The sequence below is a fragment of the Lentzea sp. NPDC003310 genome, assembly GCF_040610935.1.
In the GTDB taxonomy this organism is placed as follows: Bacteria; Actinomycetota; Actinomycetes; order Mycobacteriales; family Pseudonocardiaceae; genus Lentzea.
The window spans coordinates 1-17,279 of the sequence record NZ_JBEXNC010000024.1; the positions used below are offsets into that span (position 1 = coordinate 1).

General features: G+C 69.7%; 18 protein-coding genes and 1 riboswitch. Of the genes, 13 read left to right on the top strand and 5 right to left on the bottom strand.

All coding sequences use genetic code 11. The features are described from left to right. Positions 1-462 precede the first annotated feature (462 nt). The 6 genes from pgeF (at position 463) to ABZX02_RS38060 (ending at position 4,251) form a co-directional block, all read left to right on the top strand. Positions 463-1,167, top strand: coding sequence for a peptidoglycan editing factor PgeF (pgeF, locus tag ABZX02_RS38035; RefSeq protein WP_355305963.1), 705 nt, complete (start codon positions 463-465; stop codon positions 1,165-1,167). Then, positions 1,164-1,862 carry a YggS family pyridoxal phosphate-dependent enzyme gene (locus ABZX02_RS38040; protein ID WP_355305965.1) on the top strand — a complete coding sequence of 233 codons (699 nt, stop codon included), beginning with the start codon at positions 1,164-1,166 and terminating at the stop codon, positions 1,860-1,862. The genes pgeF and ABZX02_RS38040 overlap by 4 nt, the downstream gene beginning before the upstream one ends. A 67-nt stretch (positions 1,863-1,929) precedes the next feature. Continuing rightward, the gene (locus ABZX02_RS38045) at positions 1,930-2,583 is read left to right on the top strand and encodes a cell division protein SepF (RefSeq protein WP_355305966.1); all 654 of its coding nucleotides are present in this window, start codon (positions 1,930-1,932) and stop codon (positions 2,581-2,583) included. Between the two features lie 18 nt (positions 2,584-2,601). After that, positions 2,602-2,877 carry a YggT family protein gene (locus ABZX02_RS38050; protein ID WP_089950699.1) on the top strand — a complete coding sequence of 92 codons (276 nt, stop codon included), beginning with the start codon at positions 2,602-2,604 and terminating at the stop codon, positions 2,875-2,877. 48 nt (positions 2,878-2,925) lie between these two features. Next, positions 2,926-3,741, top strand: coding sequence for a DivIVA domain-containing protein (locus ABZX02_RS38055; protein WP_285638902.1), 816 nt, complete (start codon positions 2,926-2,928; stop codon positions 3,739-3,741). A 15-nt stretch (positions 3,742-3,756) separates the two neighbouring features. Beyond that, entirely contained in the window at positions 3,757-4,251 is a 495-nt protein-coding gene (locus tag ABZX02_RS38060; RefSeq protein ID WP_355305968.1) for a hypothetical protein, read from the top strand. Between the two features lie 128 nt (positions 4,252-4,379). On the opposite strand, the gene ABZX02_RS38065 is transcribed toward ABZX02_RS38060, so the two are convergent. Both ABZX02_RS38065 and ABZX02_RS38070 read right to left on the bottom strand, forming a co-directional pair. After that, positions 4,380-4,844, bottom strand: coding sequence for a hypothetical protein (locus ABZX02_RS38065; RefSeq protein WP_355305970.1), 465 nt, complete (start codon positions 4,842-4,844; stop codon positions 4,380-4,382). 179 nt (positions 4,845-5,023) lie between these two features. After that, positions 5,024-5,368, bottom strand: coding sequence for a DoxX family protein (locus tag ABZX02_RS38070; RefSeq protein WP_355305972.1), 345 nt, complete (start codon positions 5,366-5,368; stop codon positions 5,024-5,026). Between the two features lie 248 nt (positions 5,369-5,616). On the opposite strand from ABZX02_RS38070, the gene ileS reads away from it, so the two are divergent. Next, positions 5,617-8,721 (top strand): isoleucine--tRNA ligase, encoded by a 3,105-nt coding sequence (gene ileS / locus ABZX02_RS38075; protein WP_355305974.1) that lies wholly within the window; start codon positions 5,617-5,619, stop codon positions 8,719-8,721. Positions 8,722-8,771: 50 nt separating this feature from the next. Here the strand turns inward: ileS and ABZX02_RS38080 are convergent, their stop codons facing one another. Continuing rightward, entirely contained in the window at positions 8,772-9,251 is a 480-nt protein-coding gene (locus ABZX02_RS38080) for an SRPBCC family protein (protein WP_355305976.1), read from the bottom strand. Between the two features lie 25 nt (positions 9,252-9,276). Between ABZX02_RS38080 and ABZX02_RS38085 the strand changes: the two genes are divergently transcribed. Beyond that, positions 9,277-9,846, top strand: coding sequence for a TetR/AcrR family transcriptional regulator (locus ABZX02_RS38085; RefSeq protein ID WP_355305978.1), 570 nt, complete (start codon positions 9,277-9,279; stop codon positions 9,844-9,846). On the opposite strand, the gene ABZX02_RS38090 is transcribed toward ABZX02_RS38085, so the two are convergent. Next, on the bottom strand, positions 9,847-10,779 hold the full coding sequence (locus tag ABZX02_RS38090) for a M28 family metallopeptidase (RefSeq protein WP_355305980.1): 933 nt from the start codon (positions 10,777-10,779) through the stop codon (positions 9,847-9,849). Positions 10,780-10,918: 139 nt separating this feature from the next. On the opposite strand from ABZX02_RS38090, the gene ABZX02_RS38095 reads away from it, so the two are divergent. The 5 genes from ABZX02_RS38095 to ABZX02_RS38115 all read left to right on the top strand — a co-directional run bounded on the left by ABZX02_RS38095 (position 10,919) and on the right by ABZX02_RS38115 (position 16,374). Then, positions 10,919-12,397 (top strand): potassium/proton antiporter, encoded by a 1,479-nt coding sequence (locus ABZX02_RS38095; RefSeq protein WP_355305982.1) that lies wholly within the window; start codon positions 10,919-10,921, stop codon positions 12,395-12,397. Positions 12,398-12,469: 72 nt separating this feature from the next. Beyond that, positions 12,470-12,584: riboswitch (SAM riboswitch) on the top strand. Between the two features lie 36 nt (positions 12,585-12,620). After that, positions 12,621-13,952 (top strand): aminotransferase class V-fold PLP-dependent enzyme, encoded by a 1,332-nt coding sequence (locus tag ABZX02_RS38100; RefSeq protein ID WP_355305984.1) that lies wholly within the window; start codon positions 12,621-12,623, stop codon positions 13,950-13,952. Between the two features lie 23 nt (positions 13,953-13,975). Next, a complete protein-coding gene (gene lspA / locus ABZX02_RS38105; protein WP_355305986.1) occupies positions 13,976-14,725 on the top strand; it encodes a signal peptidase II in 750 nt (249 codons plus the stop codon). A 100-nt stretch (positions 14,726-14,825) separates the two neighbouring features. After that, positions 14,826-15,710: an RluA family pseudouridine synthase gene (locus tag ABZX02_RS38110; RefSeq protein WP_355306158.1), complete on the top strand. Its 885-nt coding sequence runs from the start codon at positions 14,826-14,828 to the stop codon at positions 15,708-15,710. 73 nt (positions 15,711-15,783) lie between these two features. After that, a complete protein-coding gene (locus ABZX02_RS38115; RefSeq protein WP_355305988.1) occupies positions 15,784-16,374 on the top strand; it encodes an NAD(P)H-binding protein in 591 nt (196 codons plus the stop codon). Here ABZX02_RS38115 and ABZX02_RS38120 read toward each other — a convergent pair. Beyond that, positions 16,363-17,259, bottom strand: a complete 897-nt coding sequence (locus ABZX02_RS38120) for a LysR family transcriptional regulator (protein ID WP_355305990.1) — start codon at positions 17,257-17,259, stop codon at positions 16,363-16,365. The two genes, ABZX02_RS38115 and ABZX02_RS38120, sit on opposite strands and share 12 nt — an antisense overlap. Positions 17,260-17,279: the final 20 nt, after the last annotated feature.

The window sequence follows — 17,279 nt, forward strand, 5'->3', positions numbered from 1 at the left end:
GGGGTGTCAAAAAGCCGAAAATAGTGTCGAGTTGACACCCCTCCAGGCATGCAGCAGGAGCTATGGCGCGACTCGTGATGGGACCCCACCGCCCTGGAGTCTTGGGGAAAGACTGCTCGCCTTCGGCGTCGCTGTGGGGCGGGGCGTGCCCGTGGCCCCGCTGTTCGCGTCGGGCCGTTTCGCGACCACTCTGCCCCTCACAGCAAGCCGCTTGCTCACCACCGGCGCCGAGCCTCCCGCGCCCCTCCGCGCCGAGCCGCCCTCCGCTCCCCGCCACCACCTGAGCCAAGCCGCCCTCCGCCCCCGCGCCCGTCCGCGCCGCCGCCACCACTCCCGCCCCTCCGAGTCGAGCCCGCCCCTGCCCATGCCCCCTCCACATCGAGCGGCACCACCCCCGACCCGAGGCGTTGCGGGCAGCGGGGCATCGCTGGGGTGTGCGGTCGGGCGAACTAGGGTGTCGTCGTGCGCATTCGTCGTGTTGTCACCACCCGTGCCGGAGGCGTGTCCAAGGCGCCCTACGACTCGTTCAACCTCGGCGACCACGTCGGGGACGACCTGCGGGCCGTCGAGGCCAACCGTGTTCGGCTGGCCGAGGGGATCGGGCTCACGCCCGACCGGTTGGTCTGGATGGAGCAGGTGCACGGGCGGACTGTCGCGACGGTTGACGGGCCGCGGGCTGAGGCTCTTGAGGCCACTGATGCCGCTGTGACGAAAGAGGCCGGGCTCGGGCTCGTCGTGTTGACCGCCGACTGCGTGCCGGTGTTGCTCGGGGACCAGGAGGCCGGGGTCGTCGGGGCCGTGCACGCCGGGCGCGTTGGGGCTCGGGTCGGGGTGGTGGTCGAGGCGCTCAAGGCGATGATGGCGCTCGGGGCTGAGCTTGAGCGCATCGAGGTGTTGCTCGGGCCGTCGGTGTGCGGTGAGTGCTACGAGGTGCCGGCCGAGATGCAGAAGGACGTCGAGAAGCACCTGCCCGGTAGCGCGTCCAAGTCGCGGAAGGGCACGCCTGCGCTGGATCTGCGGGCCGGGTTGTGGAACCAGCTCGCCAGTGCCGGGGTCGGGAAGATCGGGGTCGACCCGCGGTGCACGTTCGAGGAGAAGGACCTCTTCAGCCATCGGCGGCAGGCGCCCACCGGGCGGCTCGCCTCGGTGATCTGGATCGAGCCGTGAACCGCGCGGAGGAACTGGAGGAGAACCTCGCCGAGGTCGAGGAACGCATCGCGAAAGCGTGTGAAGCGGCGGGGCGGGCGCGGGACGAAGTGATGTTGCTCGCGGTGACGAAAACCTGGCCCGCGAGCGATGTGGAGATCCTTTACGAACTGGGGTTGCGGCACTTCGCGGAGAACCGCGATCAGGAAGCCAGTCAGAAGGTCGGCCAATTGAGACATCTCGCGGACGCGAGGTGGCACATGGTCGGGCGATTGCAGCGGAACAAAGCGAAGTCCGTCGTCGAGTGGGCCGATCAGGTCGACTCCGTGGACAGCGTCCGGTTGGCCGAAGCGCTGGCGAAGGCGGCGCACGCGCGCGGCACGAAGCTGGACGTGTTGTTGCAGGTCAGCATCGACGGGGACACGTCACGGGGAGGGGTCGCCATTCCGGACGTCCCGGAACTGGCTGGCGTGATCACTCGTTCGGGTGATCTTATTCTCCGAGGTGCGATGACCGTCGCGCCCCGGACGATGAACCCGTCGCAGGCGTTTCAGGCGTTGGTTTCGGTGGTATCTCGCCTACGTGATGATCATCCCACTGCCATCGGTGTGTCAGCGGGAATGAGTGGTGACCTGGAAGATGCCATCTCGCACGGATCGACCTGTGTGCGTGTCGGAACGGCGTTGCTCGGCAGTCGGCGACTAACCTCGCCATAGGTTGTCGGGAACCTCGGGACCGTCCGCACCGTCCCTAAGAGTGGGGAACCGCCGAGGAGGGGCTGGAATGAGCGCTTTGCACAAGCTGAAGGCCTACTTCGGGATGGTCCCCGCCGAGTACGCAGACGACCCCGGCTACGACGACGACCGCGGTCGCTACGGCGACTACCGGTCCGAGTACGCGGCCGAGGCCGACGACTACGACCCTTACCCGCGGCGCAGCCGCGTGTTCACGCCGGGCCGGTCGGAGCTCCAGGGCTCCGGGTACCGGGCCGACATCGACGACTCGGACGACTACGAGCCGGAGTCGCGGCGCGGGGGTTCTCCCTCGAGCACGCGGCGCTGGAGTGCCGACGCACCCGTGCACGGCGCACTCGCGGTCGAGCCGCAGCGCGAGCCCGTGAGCAGGCTGCGTCCCGTGGCCGAGCCGGCAGGCAACCCGTTGGCGCGCATCACCACGCTCCACCCCCGCAACTACAGCGAGGCGCGCACGATCGGGGAGCACTACCGGGACGGCACTCCCGTGATCCTGAACCTGACCGACATGGACGACGCGGACGCGAAGCGTCTCGTCGACTTCTCGGCCGGTCTCGCGTTCGCTCTGCGCGGGTCCATGGACAAGATCACGAGCAGGGTGTTCCTTCTCTCACCGCCGAACGTTGACGTCACGGCGGAGGACCGGAGGAAGCTGGCGGAGGGTGGCTTCGGGAACCACGGTTAGAGTTGACCCGTGGACCCGATCCGTCTCGTCATCTTCTACGTCCTGTTCGCGTTCTCCCTGTTCCTGACCGCGCGTGTCGTGGTCGAGATGGTGCGGACGTTCGCGAGGGAGTGGCGCCCGGCTGGCGGCGTAGCCGTGACGCTCGAAACCGTCTACACGGTCACCGACCCACCGGTCCGTGCGCTCCGTCGGGTGATCCCGACTGTGCGGATCGGAGGCGTCGGGCTGGACCTATCGATTATTGTGCTGTGGCTGGTCGTTATCATTCTGATGCGATTCGCAGATCCCAGGTGACGGGGAACCGTGGGATGACCGCAGCCCAGGAGTGCGAGAGGTGATCCGATGCCGTTGACCCCCGCTGACGTGCACAACGTTGCATTCAGCAAGCCGCCGATTGGCAAGCGGGGCTACAACGAGGACGAGGTGGACGCGTTCCTCGACCTGGTTGAGGGCGAACTGGCCCGCTTGATCGAGGAGAACAACGACCTCCGTCAGCAGGTCGAGCAGCTCGACCAGCAGCTCGAGACGTCGCGTGCCGACCTCGACGACGCGCGGGCCAAGGCGTCCGCCGCCCCCATGACGACCCGCATGCCGGTCGAGGAGCCGCGCCGCCTGGCGCCGGTCCCGCCGCCTTCGGTCATGGAGCAGACGTCCCCCGGTGGTGGCGGAGACCACCACGTGCAGGCCGCGAAGGTCCTGGGTCTCGCCCAGGAGATGGCGGACCGGCTGACGGGCGAGGCCAAGGCCGAGGCCGACGGCATGCTGTCCGAGGCCCGCACGAAGTCCGAGCAGCTGTTGTCCGAGGCTCGCGCCAAGGCCGACACGATGGTCAACGAGGCCCGCACGCGTGCCGAGACCATGCTGAACGACGCGCGGACGCGTTCCGAGACGCTGGAGCGGCAGGCCCGTGAGAAGGCCACCGCGCTGGACCGCGACGCGCAGCGCAAGCACGCTGAGGTGATGGGCAACATCACCCAGGAGAAGAACACGCTCGAGAAGCAGATCGACAAGCTGCAGACGTTCGAGCGCGAGTACCGCACGCGACTGAAGACGATGCTCGAGTCGTCCCTGCGCGACCTCCAGGACCGCGGCCCGGCCGCTCCGTCCGAGGGCCGCTCCCAGGGCTACTCGTTCGGCGCACGCGCCGAAGCGGGCTGAACTACTGTTCGCTAGGTGCTCTTCGTAGTTCTGCTTCTGGTGCTCGCAGCCCTCGGGTTGCTCGTGCCTGCGCTGACCACGTCCAACACGATCTGGGCGTGGTCGTCCGTGGGCGCGAGCGTGCTCGCCGCCCTGGTCCTCGCATGGGACTGGTGGCGCCGACGTCCGGGGGACCCCGCTGCCGACGCGCCGAGTGTAGATCAACTACCTGCAGCAGATGATCATCGGGTGGTGGAGCCGGCGACAGCCGACACGCCGTCCGCTGACGAGGAACCACCGGAAGAGGACACCGACGCGGCGGACCTGCTCGTCGTGGCCGACCTGGTGGACGAGGTGCGGGTGCTGGACGAACGGCCCCGGTACCACCTCAGCTCGTGTTCCTGGCTCGCCGGGAGGCCCACGCTGGGCCTCCCGGTGCAGGAAGCACGGCAGTTGCAGTTCACGCCGTGCGCGCTGTGCACCCCCGACGCGGTGCTGGTGCGCAAGAGCCGCACGGCACAGGTGGACTGAGATCGACGCGAACGCCCCCGGCATGGGTCGAGAAGTGGCCCGTGCGCTCGGGGGCTGTTGTGCGTGTGGCGGCAGTCCCGCCGGGGTGGCCACGCTCCGCGGAGCGGGCACGACCACCCCTCACGACGTCAGCGCCGGTAGCTGATTTTCGCGCGGAACGTGCTGTCGGGTTCGTCCCGGTAGTGGTGCTCGACGGAACCTTCGAACTCCGAGATCACGCCCTCGTCGTTGTAGGCGATGTGCTCGACGGCGAACTCGGCGCCGTCGTCGTACCAACCCAGGCCGTGGTTGACGACCAGGACCCGCTGGTCGGTGAAGTCGCCCTCGGTGATGCGCTGCCCGTCGTGGCGGTACAGCTCGATCATGAGGTACTCCCACCCGTCGGCGGACTCGCCCTTGACGCGGATGAGGTTGCCCTCCTCCGGGTCTTCGCGAACGGAGAAGAGCTCGGGCGGCGTCCAGGTGCCGGAGCGGCCCTCGGTGGGCCAGGCACCCGCGTCGGAGTCCCAGATGAGGTAGCCGGTGGCGTCGGCCGAGGCAGGCGCGGCCGTGGCGAGCAGCAGGGCGACGGTGGCCAAGGTTGTGCGGATCATGGTTCCCCCAGGAACGTCAGCGGTGAGGTCGACCCGTGCGAGGGGCGGCACCTCCACGTGATCCCCCGATCACGTGGCTCCGAGTCTGGCGGGAGGTGGATCGGGCTCGCCATGAGTGCTTCTACTCAGGGCCCGACCGGCGTCCGGAGGGCGGCCGGCGACGTCCGCGGAGTGGGACCTCACCGGTCCAGGAACAGCAGCATGATCAGCAACGCCAGCAGCGCCAGGTCCACGACCACGCCCGTCGGCTTCGAGTCGTACCGCAGGCGGGTGACCGTGGCGCCGACCATCAGCAGCCCGAGCCCGACGGTGGCCGCGTGCGCCACCCAGTCCCACGTGACCAGGCCGACGACCAGGCCGGCGGCGCCCGCCCACTCCAGCGCGCCGATGGTCCGCCACAGCGCCGGGTTCATCCGGAAGTGATCGCGGGCCTCGAGCGACGCCTTCGCGCCGAACAGCTTGCCCGCGCCCGTCGCCACGAACAGCACGGCCAGCACGATCGACAACGCGATGGTCAACGACATCCGGCGAGCATACGGTTTGCGCGCCCCCGTACCCTGTAACCCACAGGCACCGATCCGGCCATCACCGGGGAGCCTCCGGAAGAACGGGCGCGCGAGCGTCTCAGTAGAACCGGACGGGACCGGCCCGTCACAGCCGAAGAACGAGAGGCTCGCCCTGGTGGCGAGCAAGCGGGGTGGTACCGCGGCCCGCCGAGCCACATCGGCGTGTCGTCCTCGCGTGTCACATCTGACCGCGAGGAGCAGTGGAGATGGCCTACCCCAGGGCCGGAGCGAACGAGGTCCCGGCGCAGCCGTCCTTTCCGAACCTCGAGCAGGACGTGCTCGGGTACTGGAAGGACGACGAGACCTTCCAGGCGAGCATCGACCGCACCCCGGCGGGTGAGCACGGCGAGAACGAGTTCGTCTTCTACGACGGCCCGCCGTTCGCCAACGGCCTGCCGCACTACGGCCACCTGCTGACCGGCTACGTCAAGGACGTCGTGCCGCGCTACCAGACGATGCGCGGCAAGCACGTCGAGCGCCGGTTCGGCTGGGACACGCACGGCATGCCCGCCGAGTACGAGGCTGAGAAGCAGCTCGGCATCACGCAGAAGCACGAGATCGACGAGCTCGGCATCGAGAAGTTCAACGAGGCGTGCCGCACGTCCGTGCTGCAGTACACGGACCAGTGGCGCGACTACGTGACGCGCCAGGCTCGCTGGGTCGACTTCGACAACGACTACAAGACGCTCGACCTCGACTACATGGAAAGCGTCATGTGGGCGTTCAAGGCCTTGTGGGACAAGGGCTTGATCTACGAGGGCTTCCGGGTGCTGTGGTACTGCTGGCGTTGCCAGACGCCGCTGTCCAACACCGAGACCAAGATGGACGACGCCTACCGCGACCGGCAGGACCCGGCGGTCACGGTCGCGCTGCGCCTCGAGTCCGGTGAGAAGGCCCTGGTCTGGACGACCACGCCGTGGACGCTGCCGAGCAACCTGGCCGCCGCCGTGCACCCGGACGTCGACTACGTGACGGTCGTCGGCTCCGACGGCGACAGGTACCTGCTCGCCGAGGCCCGCGTCGCGGCGTACGCGCGCGAGCTGGGCGAGGAGCCCGAGGTCGTCGCCCGCTACAAGGGCTCGGACCTGGTCGGCAAGAAGTACCTGCCGCCGTTCGACTTCTTCGTGGGCCGCGAGAACGCGCACCAGGTGCTGACCGCGGACTACGTGACCACCGACGACGGCACGGGCATCGTCCACATCGCGCCCGCGTTCGGTGAGGACGACAAGGTCGTGACGGATGCGGCGGGCATCGAGGTCGTCGTGCCGGTCGGGCCGGACGGCAAGTTCACCGCCGAGGTGGCGCCGTACCAGGGCGTGCACGTCTTCGAGGCGAACAAGCTGATCATCCGCGACCTCAAGGATGCGGGCCTGCTGCTGCGCCACGAGACCTACGACCACCCGTACCCGCACTGCTGGCGGTGTGCGAACCCGCTGATCCAGCGCGCGCTGTCGGCGTGGTTCGTCGCGGTCACGCAGTTCAAGGACCGGATGGTCGAGCTCAACCAGCAGATCAACTGGGTGCCGGGCCACATCAAGGACGGCCAGTTCGGCAAGTGGCTCGAGAACGCGCGCGACTGGAACATCTCGCGCAACCGGTACTGGGGCTCGCCGCTGCCCGTGTGGACCTCGGACAACCCCGAGTTCCCGCGCACGGACGTGTACGGGTCGCTGGACGAGCTGGAGCGCGACTTCGGCGTGCGCCCGGACAACCTGCACCGGCCGTTCATCGACGAGCTGACGCGCCCGAACCCGGACGACCCGAGCGGTCAGTCGACCATGCGCCGGATCCCCGACGTGCTCGACTGCTGGTTCGAGTCGGGCTCGATGTCGTTCGCGCAGGTGCACTACCCGTTCGAGAACGCGAAGTGGTTCGAGGACCACTACCCGGGCAACTTCATCGTCGAGTACAACGGGCAGACGCGTGGCTGGTTCTACACGCTGCACGTGCTCGCGACGGCGTTGTTCGACCGGCCCGCGTTCCGCGACTGCGTGGCGCACGGGATCGTGCTCGGTGACGACGGCCAGAAGATGTCGAAGTCGCTGAAGAACTACCCGGACGTCAACGAGGTCTTCGACCGCGACGGCTCCGACGCCATGCGCTGGTTCCTCATGGCGTCGCCGATCCTGCGCGGCGGCGACCTGGTGGTGACCGAGCGCGGCATCCGCGACGCGGTGCGCCAGGCCGTGCTGCCGCTGTGGAACTCCTGGTACTTCCTCGCGCTGTACTCCAACGCCGCAGGCAAGGAGGGCACGTGGCGCGTCGACTCGACGAACGTGCTCGACCGCTACGCGCTGGCGAAGACGCACGACCTGGTCCGCGACGTCCAGGCGGCCATGGACGTCTACGACATCTCCGGCGCGTGCCAGCTGGTGCGCGAGTACCTGGAGGTGCTGACGAACTGGTACGTGCGGCGCTCGCGGCAGCGGTTCTGGGACGGTGACCAGGACGCGATCGACACCCTGCACACCGTGCTGGAGGTCGTGACGCGCGTGACGGCGCCGCTGCTGCCGTACACGACCGAGGTCGTGTGGCGCGGCCTGACCGGCGGCCGTTCCGTGCACCTGACGGACTTCCCGTCGGTGTCGGACGTGCCGGCGGACGACGCGCTGGTGGCGGCGATGGACGAGGTGCGCGACGTCTGCTCGACGGCGTTGTCGCTGCGCAAGGCGAACAAGCTGCGCGTGCGACTGCCGCTGGCGAGCCTGACGGTCGCCTCCCCGGTGGCCGGCACGCTGGAGGACTTCGCCGAGATCGTGCGCGACGAGGTCAACGTCAAGGAGGTGTCGCTGTCCACCGACGTCGACACCTACGGGCAGTTCCAGCTGGTCGTCAATGCCCGCGCCGCCGGCCCGCGCCTCGGCCCGAACGTGCAGAAGGTCATCAAGGCCGTCAAGGCCGGCGACTGGTCCGAAGTGGACGGTCGGGTGGTCGCGGCGGGCATCGAGCTGTTCGAGGGCGAGTACGAACAGCGCCTGGTGGCAACGGATCCGGCCGCCACGGCCGCGCTGCCCGGTGGTGCCGGCGTCGTCGTGCTCGACACGGCGGTGTCGCCGGAGCTGGAGGCCGAGGGCGTCGCGCGCGACCTGGTGCGCGTGGTGCAGCAGGCCCGCAAGGACGCCCAGCTCGACGTGTCCGACCGGATCACGCTGACGCTGGAGCTGCCGGACGCGGTGCGCGCCGCGGTGGAGCCGCACCTGCCGTTCGTGCAGGCGGAGACGCTGACGTCGGCGGTGGTGTTCGGTGAGGGCACCGCCGAGGGCACGGTGGGCGACGGCGCCAAGGTGAAGGTGGCCGTGGCGAAGGCCTGATCGAGATCGGCAGGAGGGGCCGCTGTCTTCGGACGGCGGCCCCTTTCACGTCACGGCCTGCGCCCACTTGCCTGAGCGCGCTGTGGCTGACGTTTGCGAGGCGTGAACAGCCGCCGCACCTGGCGCACGTACCACGACCACCGGGCCGGGGACGCGGGTTCCCGGCCCGCCGCCCGTTCGCACACGTCGAACAGGTCCTCGATGCACGCGTCGTGCAGCCACCGGATCGCCAGCGCCCACCGCACCCGGTCCACGAACGCGAAGTCCCCGACCAGCTCGTGCCGCAGCACGTCCCCGGACGCCGAGAGCGTGTGCGACCCGGACAGCCGGGTGAACTCGAAGGTGATCGACTCACCGGGTGTGTACGAGGTGCAGCGGTAGCGGATCGGTCCGTGCCCGCCGTCCGCGCCGACGCCCAACGGCCGGTCGAACTCCTGCCTGCCCCACGCGGGTGGCCAGAGTTCCTGGACGCGGTCGACGAACGGGCCCGCGGGCGCGCCGAGGTCGCGGGTGTGGACGTTCCTGATCATGAGAGCCCCTTCCATACGCTACCGTATGTTCTCGGAACGTACGGTAGCGTATGGAAGTGTGGTGCGGCGGAATCGTGACGACTGGACTGAGATAGCGCTGAGAGCGTTGGCCGAGGGCGGGTTGAGCGCCGTGGCGATCGAGCCGCTCGCCGCGCGGGCCGGGGCCACCAAAGGAAGCGTCTACCACCACTTCCCGAACCGCGACGCGTTGCTGCAGGCGACGGTCGAGCGGTGGGAGCGGGAGCACACCGAGAAGGTCATCGAGCTCGTCGAGTCCGAGCGGACTCCGGAGGACAAGCTCAGAACGCTCTTCGCCATGGTGCTCGACCGCACGCGCAAGGGGTCGGTCGAGATGGCGTTGCTGGCCGGTGCGGGCAACGAGGTGATCGCGCCGGTGCTCCAGCGGGTCACCGAGAAGCGGCTGGGCTATCTCACCGACCTGTTCCGGCAGTTCGGGTTCGGCAAGGCCCAGGCGAGGAAGCGCGCGCTGATCGCGTTCAGCCTCTACCTGGGCCAGGCCCAGATGTGGGTGAGCCTGCCCGGCCTCGTCGAACCGGTGCTCGACGAGGCCGTGCGGGTGCTCACCGCGAAGTGATCAGGCCGCCGTCGCCCAGAGCGCGGAGGCGATCACGTCCGCGTTGCGGTCGAGCGCCGTCGCGCTGACGTTGGACGTCGTGTCGCACGAGCGGTGGTAGCAGCGGTCGTAGGCCTGGCCGGCCGTGCCACCCCACTTCGCCGCCTGCGCCGAGGTCTTGATGCCCTCGGCGCCGGTGAACGTGCCGCCGACCGGGATGCCCGCGCGGGCGAACGCCGCGTGGTCGGAACGGCCGCCGACGCTCGTCAGCTCGGTCTGGACGTTGATCGCCGTGAAGCCCGCCTGCAGCCTCTGCTGCAGCGCGAGCGATCCGGAGGGCTGGCCGGACGCGCTGTAGACGAAGTAGCCGGGGTTCGGCGAGCCGGTCATGTCGAAGTTCAGGTACGCCTTGATCCGCGACCTGTCCGTCGTCGACAGCGAGTTCACGTAGAACGTCGAGCCGCGCAGCCCGAGCTCCTCGGCGCCCCACCAGCCGAACCGCACGTGCTTGGTCGGCTGGAAGTTCGTCGCCCGCATCTGCAGCGCGACCTCGAGCAGGGACGCGGAACCCGTGCCGTTGTCGTTGATGCCGGGACCCGACGTGACGCTGTCGAGGTGCCCGCCCAGCATGACGGTGTTGGTGACGTCACCGCCGGGGTAGTCCGCGATCAGGTTGTAGCCCGTGGCGCCGTTGTAGGTGAACGACTGCACGCGCGTGGTGAAGCCGGCCGCGTCGAGCTTGCCCTTCACCCAGTTGATCGAGGCCAGGTACCCCGGTCGTCCGTGCGCGCGGTTGCCGCCGTTGGCGTTCGCGATGGACTGGAACTGGTTGAGGTGGGCTTGTACGTTCGCGACGTTGATGTTGGGCGCCGCCAGAGCCGACGGTGCCGCCGCCTGTGCGGTGGTTGCTCCGGTCGCCATCAAGGCGGCCGCCAGTGCGATCAGGATCCTCATGGTTCAACTCCGTGCAGGGTTGGGATTGAGCCACTGATCAACATGCTCCGTCGTGCATGAGCCCGCTAGGGGCGAACGGCGGGAGTTGTTAACTCGTCTGATTCGTCGGATTCGGTGGTGATCGATCAGAATGGTCCAGGTGGGTGACGTCACGGTCGTACTGGGCATCGGCGCCGCCGTGCTGCTGATCTCGGTGATCGCGGTGCGCGTGTCGACCCGGCTCGGGCTGCCCTCACTCCTGCTGTACCTCGGCATCGGCGTGCTGCTCGGCGAGTCGGTCTTCGGCATCAAGTTCGACGACGCCGACCTCACCCAGTCGCTCGGCATCGCGGCGCTCGTGCTGATCCTCACCGAGGGCGGCATCACCACGCGCTGGAACGCCGTGAAGTCCTCGCTGTGGCTGGGTGTCGCACTGTCCACAGTGGCCGTTGCGGTGAGCGTCGCGGTCACCGGCACGGCGCTGCACTTCCTGCTGGGCCTCGACTGGCGGATGGCGTTGCTGTGGGGCGCGGTGCTCTCGTCCACCGACGCGGCCGCGGTGTTCAGCGTCCTGCGCTCGCTGGGCGTCGGCGCGCGGCTCACCGGTGCTCTCGAACTGGAGTCCGGTCTCAACGACGCGCCGGTCTACATCGCCGTGGTGCTGCTGGCCTCCTCCGACGAGATCTCCTGGACCGCGCCGCTGCTGGTGATCTACGAACTGGGCGCGGGCGCGCTCATCGGCGTCGTGCTCGGCTTCCTCGGCGGGGCCGGGCTGAGACGCGCGGCGCTGCCCTCCACCGGTCTGTACCCGCTCGCCACGGTGGCGGTGTGCGTGATGGCCTACACGGCCGGCGACCTCGTGCACGCCTCCGGTTTCCTCGCCACGTACGTCGCCGCGCTGGTCCTCGGCAACGCCCGCCTGCCGCACCGCGCCGACACCCTCTCGTTCGCCGAGGGCCTGGGCTGGCTCGCCCAGATCGGGCTCTTCGTGCTCCTCGGTCTCTACGCCTCGCCGTCGCGCCTGCTCGACGTGCTGTTCCCCGCGCTGGTCGCGGGCGTGGTGCTGACGTTCGTGGCCCGGCCGCTGTCGGTGGTGCTCGCGTCGCTGCCGTTCAAGGTGCCGTGGCGGGAACAGGCGTTCCTCTCGTGGTCCGGCCTGCGCGGCGCGGTGCCGATCGTGTTCGCGCTGATCCCGCTGATCCAGGGGGTCGAGGGCGCGCGGCAACTGGTCGACGTGGTCTTCCTGCTGGTCATCGTGCTGACGATCGTGCAGGGCACGACGCTGCCGTTCCTCGCCCGGCGCCTGCACCTGGTGAAGGCGGGCGAGGCGAAGGAGGTCCAGGTCGACTCCTCGCCGCTCGACGAGCTCGGCGCCGAGCTGCTCCAGGTGCACATCCAGCGCGGGTCGAAGCTGCACGGCGTCTACATGTCCGAGCTGCGGCTGCCCTCCGGCGCCACGGTCAGCCTCGTGGTGCGCGGCGAAAAGAGTTTCACACCACAACCGACGACCCGGCTGCAGACCGACGACCAGTTGCTCATCGTCACCACCGAGGAGGCGCGCGACGCCGCTGAGCGGCGCGTACGTGCCGTCGACCGCGCCGGCCGCTACGCCAGGTGGAAGGGCGAGACCGGCGATTAGTCGGTCTCCGAGGCTTCTCACGATGTGATCGGGTGTCGACGTGGCGGTCACGCTCCGCTAACGTCGTCGGCAGGTCATGAGAGCCAGCGTCAAGCCCAAGCTTGCTGGCCGGCAACCCTCCAACCGCGGTGGGGTGCCCTTGGTGAGGACCTGGTCCGGCGCGTAGGGCGCCGGTCAAGCGCGGGCCTCCACGAGAAGGCCCCCTGGCCTCGGAGGCAGCTCGATGACGCTCGCGATCACCCCCAGCACCACCACGGCGGTTCCGGCTGTCGTCGGCGCCGACCTGCGCGTTCCGCTGGTGACCGGGGAGCGCGTCGGCTACGCCAACCTCGACCACGCCGCGTCGGCGCCCTGTCTGCAGGAGGTCCACGACGCCGTCGACGAGCTGCTGCCCTGGTACGCGAGCGTGCACCGCGGCGCCGGGTTCGCCTCGCAGGTCTCGACCCGCGTCTACGAGCAGGCCCGCGACCGCGTCCGCCGGTTCGTCGGCGCGCACTCCTCCGACGCCGTCGTGTTCACCCGCAACACCACGGACTCGCTGAACCTGTTGGCGCGCAGCGTTCCCCGCAACACCGCCGTCGTGCTGTTCGACAGCGAGCACCACGCGGCACTGCTGCCGTGGCGCGGGCCGAACGTGCAGCGCATCCCCGCACCGTCTTCGTCTGGCGCCGCGATCGTCGCGCTGGACCGGGCTCTTGCCGCCGCCCCGGTCGGCCCGAGGCTCGTGATCGTCACCGGGGCGTCCAACGTCACCGGGGAGCTGTGGCCGGTCGCCGAGCTCGCGAAGGTCGCCCGCCGCCACGGCGCGCGGATCGCGCTCGACGCCGCGCAGCTCGCCCCGCACCGCCCGATCAACGCCCGTGAGCTGGGCGTCGACTACATCGCGTTCTCCGGCCACAAGATATACGCGCCGTTCGGCGCCGGGGTGCTGGTCGGCCGCGCGGACTGGCTGCAGCAGGCCCAGCCGTACCTGGTCGGCGGCGGTGCCACGTCCAAGGTCACCGACCACGGCGACCGCCTCGGCGTGGCCTGGTCCGCGGTGCCCGAGCGGCACGAGGCCGGCAGCCCCAACGTCGTCGGCGTGCACGCGCTGGCCGCGGCCTGCGAGATCCTGTCGCGGCACTGGGAGCAGACGGTCGCGCACGAGCAGGAGCTGCTGACGCGCCTGCGTGAGGGCCTGCGCACGATCCCCGGCTTCCGCGAGCTCGCGATCCTGACCGACACCGACAAGGTGGGCGTCGTCAGCTTCACGATCTCCGGCTTCGACGCGGGCTTCCTCGCGGCGGCGCTGTCCGCCGAGTACGGCATCGGTGTGCGCGACGGCGCGTTCTGCGCGCACGTGATCGTGGGCCGTCTCGTGAAGCAGGTGGGTTCGCACGAGGAACGTGCCGTGCGCGCGTCGATCGGCCTCGGCACGACGGCCGAGCACGTCGACCGTCTCATTGCCGCGTTGCGCGTTCTCGTCACCGAGGGTCCGAAGTGGACCTACGAGCAGCGCGACGGCCGGTGGGTCCCCCAGGACGACAACCGAACCCTGCCGCCGTTCCTCGCGTAGTCCCTGTAGTGGACACTGACCTGGTGAGTGACGAGCCCAAGGCCGAGGAGAAAGCCTCCGCGGAGGTCGCTGACAAGCCTGCGGACGCGCAGGTCAGCGAGCCGGAGACGGTCGCGTCGGCCGTCGTCGGGGTCGAGGACGAACAGGCCGAGGCGAAGCCGGCGGAGTCTCCCGCGAAGGCGGAGGACGACGAGGAGTTCTCGATCTCCGGTTCGTTCGCCGGGTCCCTGCCGGAACCGAAGACGAAGATCCTGGCTGTCCTCGCGGCCGTCGTGCTGGCGCTGGACGTGCTCACCAAGGTCGTGTCGGTGGCGTTCCTCGAGGGCGCCGAGCCGATCAAGATCTTCGGCGGCGCGCTCTACCTGACGTTCGTGCGCAACCCCGGTGCCGCGTTCGGCCTGGCCGAGGGCATGACGTGGATCCTCGCGCTGATCGCGTTCGGCGTCGCCGGGTTCATCGTCTGGATCTCGCGCAACCTCCGCTCGCAGGGCTGGGCCGTCGGCCTCGGCCTGGTGCTGGGCGGTGCCGTCGGCAACCTCGCCGACCGCCTGTTCCGCGAGCCGGGACCGATGCGCGGGCATGTGGTCGACTTCCTGTCGCTGTTCGACCCCTACGGCCAGGTCTGGCCGGTGTTCAACGTCGCGGACATGGCGATCGTCGGCGGTGGCGCGACGATCATCGTGCTGGCGCTGATGCAGCACGACTACGACGGGACCGTCGTGAAGCAGGCCGAACCGCTCGTGGAGTCCGACGGTCAGCAGGAGACGAAGTAGCAGCTCCTGGTAGTTTCAGCGGGTTCTGCAAGGAGAAGAAGGTCGAGGCCCCCGCGTGAGCGGTTACCGAACGCTGCCGATTCCCGACGGACTGGACGGCATGCGCGTCGACGCCGGCCTCGCGAAGTTGCTCGGCCTGTCCCGCACCGCCGTCGCGGCCATCGCGGACGCCGACGACGTGCTGGTCGACGGCCGGGTCGTGGGCAAGTCCGACCGGCTCACCGCCGGGTCGATGCTCGAGATCACGCTGCCCGCGCCGCCGCAGCCGATCACCGTGCAGGCCATCCCGGTGGAGGGCCTGGAGATCATCCACGAGGACGACGACATCATCGTCGTGGACAAGCCGGTCGGCGTCGCCGTGCACCCGTCGCCGGGCTGGACCGGTCCGACCGTCGTGGGCGGTCTCGCCGCCGCCGGTCACCGCGTCGCCACGTCCGGAGCCGCCGAGCGCCAGGGCGTCGTGCACCGGCTCGACGTCGGCACGACCGGTGTCATGGTGGTCGCGAAGTCCGAGTCCGCGTACTCGGCTTTGAAGCACGCCTTCAAAGAGCGCACCGTCGACAAGGTCTACCACGCGATCGTGCAGGGCCACCCGGACCCGATCAAGGGCACCATCGACGCCCCGATCGACCGGCACCCGAAGCACGACTACAAGTTCGCCGTGATGAACTCCGGCAAGCCCTCGATCACGCACTACGAGGTCATCGAGGCGTTCCGCGCGGCGTCGTTCGTCGAGGTGCACCTGGAGACCGGGCGCACGCACCAGATCCGTGTGCACTTCTCGGCGCTGCACCACCCGTGCGTCGGCGACCTGACGTACGGGGCCGACCCGACGCTGGCCAAGCGCCTCGGCGTGACGCGGCAGTGGCTGCACGCGCGTCAGCTCGGGTTCCACCACCCCGGCACCGGCGAGTGGGTCACGTTCACGTCCGAGTACCCCGCTGACCTGGCGTCGTCGCTGGAGAAGCTCCGCGAAGAAGGCTGATTGCGTCTAGGTAAATCATCGGTTGACGACGTTGCACTTGATGTTAACCGGTGTGCTCAATAGCGTTTTCAGCATGAACTTGACCATCCTCGCGGCCTCGGGCCGCACCGGCCTCGCCCTCACCCGCCAGGCGTTGGAGCGCGGCCACACCGTCACGGCGATCGCCCGCGACCCGTCTCGCATTCCCCTCGACCACGACCGGTTGAGCAAGGTCGCGGGCGACGTGAGCGGTCCGCTGCCGATCGACGCCGACTCGGTCGTGCTGTCCGGGCTCGGCACGGACACGCCGGGGGTCCTCTCGGCGGGCGCGGCCGCGGTGGTCGCCGCCGGACCGCGCCGGATCATCTGGCTCGGCGCGTACGGCACGGGCCCGTCGGCCGAGGCGGCGGGGGAGGGCGCGGCCGTGCTCTGGAAGTTCTTCGGCGACCGCATCCCGGACAAGGTCGCGGCCGACACCGCCGTCCTCGCCGCCGGCGGCACCGTCTTCCACGCGGGCGTCCTGACCGACGAGCCCGCGGGCCCCGGCCGCACGGTCGGCCTCGACGAGGCGCCGCCGTTCGACCTGGGCGCCAAGATCAGCCGCGAGACCGTGGCCGCCGCGATGCTCGACGAGGCCGAGAACCCGCGGTTTCCCGGCGCGGTCGCGTTGCCGCTAGCCGCCTAGGACCTCGGTCAGGGTCTCCCGCACCTGCTCGCGCAGCCACGCGTGGGCGAGGTCGGAGTCGTAGCGCTGGTGCCAGTTGCAGTTGATCGGCGCCTCGGGAGACGGGACCGGCAATGGCCACGTCACCAGCCCGAACGCCTCGACCAGCGGCCGGCACAGGACGGCCGTGGTGGTGACCAGCGCGTCGCTCGCCGCCGCGATCTGCACCGCCGAGTGCACCGTCGCCACGGTCGCGACCACCCTGCGCCGCAACCCTTCCGCCGCCAGCACGTCGTCGATCGGGGCGTGGAGCCTGCCACGCCGTGAGACCACCACGTGCGGATAGGCGGCATAGGTCCGCAAGTCCAGTTCGGTGCACGGATGCCCCGCCCTCGTCACCACCGCGAGCGGGTCCGTGCCGAGCGTCTCCGAACGGAACTCCGGCAGCTCGGGCCTGCCGCCGCCGAGTTCCAGGTCGACCCGCCCGTGCCGCAGGTCGTCGGTGTCGGCCGAGTTCTCGGCCAGCACCCGCAACCGCACGCCGGGCGCCCGTTGCGCGATCCGCCCGACCAGCACCGGCACCACCGACGAGGCCAGCGCGTCGTGGCACTGGACCGTGAACGTGCGGTCGAGCTCCGCGAGGTCCAGCTCCCGGCTGGGCGTCAGCACGGCGTTGGCCTCGCGCACCAGCCGGCGCACCTCGTCGGCGATGCCGAGGGCGTAGGGCGTGGGCGTCATGGTGTGGCCGGTCCGCACCAGGATGTCGTCGCCGGTCACCTTGCGGATGCGCCCGAGCGTCCGGCTGACCGCGGGCGACGACAGGTGCAGCCGTTGCGCCGCCCCCATCACGCTGCCCTCCTCGAGGAGGGCGTCCAGCACGGTCAACAGGTTCAGATCCGCTTGCATGACAGTCAATCTTGGAGGAA

Bases quoted from the DNA above. Each gene is read 5' to 3' on its own strand.
- ABZX02_RS38085 (WP_355305978.1), top strand. From the start codon at position 9,277: ATGTTCTCGGAACGTACGGTAGCGTATGGAAGTGTGGTGCGGCGGAAT.
- ABZX02_RS38065 (WP_355305970.1), bottom strand. From the start codon at position 4,844: ATGATCCGCACAACCTTGGCCACCGTCGCCCTGCTGCTCGCCACGGCC.
- ABZX02_RS38100 (WP_355305984.1), top strand. From the start codon at position 12,621: ATGACGCTCGCGATCACCCCCAGCACCACCACGGCGGTTCCGGCTGTC.
- ABZX02_RS38055 (WP_285638902.1), top strand. From the start codon at position 2,926: ATGCCGTTGACCCCCGCTGACGTGCACAACGTTGCATTCAGCAAGCCG.
- ABZX02_RS38080 (WP_355305976.1), bottom strand. From the start codon at position 9,251: ATGATCAGGAACGTCCACACCCGCGACCTCGGCGCGCCCGCGGGCCCG.
- ileS (WP_355305974.1), top strand. From the start codon at position 5,617: ATGGCCTACCCCAGGGCCGGAGCGAACGAGGTCCCGGCGCAGCCGTCC.
- ABZX02_RS38120 (WP_355305990.1), bottom strand. From the start codon at position 17,259: ATGCAAGCGGATCTGAACCTGTTGACCGTGCTGGACGCCCTCCTCGAG.
- ABZX02_RS38115 (WP_355305988.1), top strand. From the start codon at position 15,784: ATGAACTTGACCATCCTCGCGGCCTCGGGCCGCACCGGCCTCGCCCTC.
- ABZX02_RS38110 (WP_355306158.1), top strand. From the start codon at position 14,826: ATGCGCGTCGACGCCGGCCTCGCGAAGTTGCTCGGCCTGTCCCGCACC.
- ABZX02_RS38045 (WP_355305966.1), top strand. From the start codon at position 1,930: ATGAGCGCTTTGCACAAGCTGAAGGCCTACTTCGGGATGGTCCCCGCC.
- ABZX02_RS38090 (WP_355305980.1), bottom strand. From the start codon at position 10,779: ATGAGGATCCTGATCGCACTGGCGGCCGCCTTGATGGCGACCGGAGCA.
- ABZX02_RS38070 (WP_355305972.1), bottom strand. From the start codon at position 5,368: ATGTCGTTGACCATCGCGTTGTCGATCGTGCTGGCCGTGCTGTTCGTG.